General features: G+C 77.4%; 1 protein-coding gene. It reads left to right on the plus strand.

The genetic code is table 11. The features are described from left to right. On the plus strand, nucleotides 1–643 hold a 643-nt coding region (locus tag HW577_RS26105), incomplete at both ends, for a hypothetical protein (RefSeq protein ID WP_198378973.1).

Below are 643 nucleotides of genomic sequence, written 5' to 3' on the forward strand. Positions count from 1 at the left end.
GCCGCTGCTGCGCGCGCGCGTCGGCGCGGCGGACGTGCTGTTCCTGCTCGCCCGCCGCGCTGAGCAGGACGCGACCGACCCGCCCGACGCGCCCGCGCCGCGCGACCGCATCGAACTGGTCGCGCTCGACGCCGCGACGCTCGCGCCGCGCTTCGAGGCGCATCTCGCCTCCGTCCCGCGTGGGGCGCTCGGCGATGCGGCGCTGCTCGCCGAACAGGGGGCGACGGTCTGGATCTGGCTTGGTGGGCTCGGTGCCGTCTCGGCGGTCGATGGGCGCGTGCTGGCCGACCAGGACGGGCTCGCCGAGCGCAACCCCCAGATCATCTTCGCCAATCTGCGCACGCGCAGCGCCCTGCGCACGGCCGATGCGCTGGTGATCGAGGGGGCGACGCTGGGCGGGCCCTGGCGGCTCGACCCGCGCGATTTCACGGCGAGCCTCGCGAACCATCCATCGGCGCGGCCGCTGCCGCCGCTGCACGCCCCGGCCCAGGCCGGGCAGGGCGGGCCGACAGCCTTCCGGCTGAACGAGGCGCGGATCGGGCCGGCCTGGCTCGGCCTGCCGGCCGCGACCGAGAAGCTGGCCGGACCGATGGCCGCGCGCGGGCGGGGCTTCCTCTCCCCCCCCAGGGCGGGAAGGGACAGG

The sequence above is a fragment of the Neoroseomonas rubea genome (assembly GCF_016106015.1).
In the GTDB taxonomy this organism is placed as follows: domain Bacteria; phylum Pseudomonadota; class Alphaproteobacteria; order Acetobacterales; family Acetobacteraceae; genus Neoroseomonas; species Neoroseomonas rubea.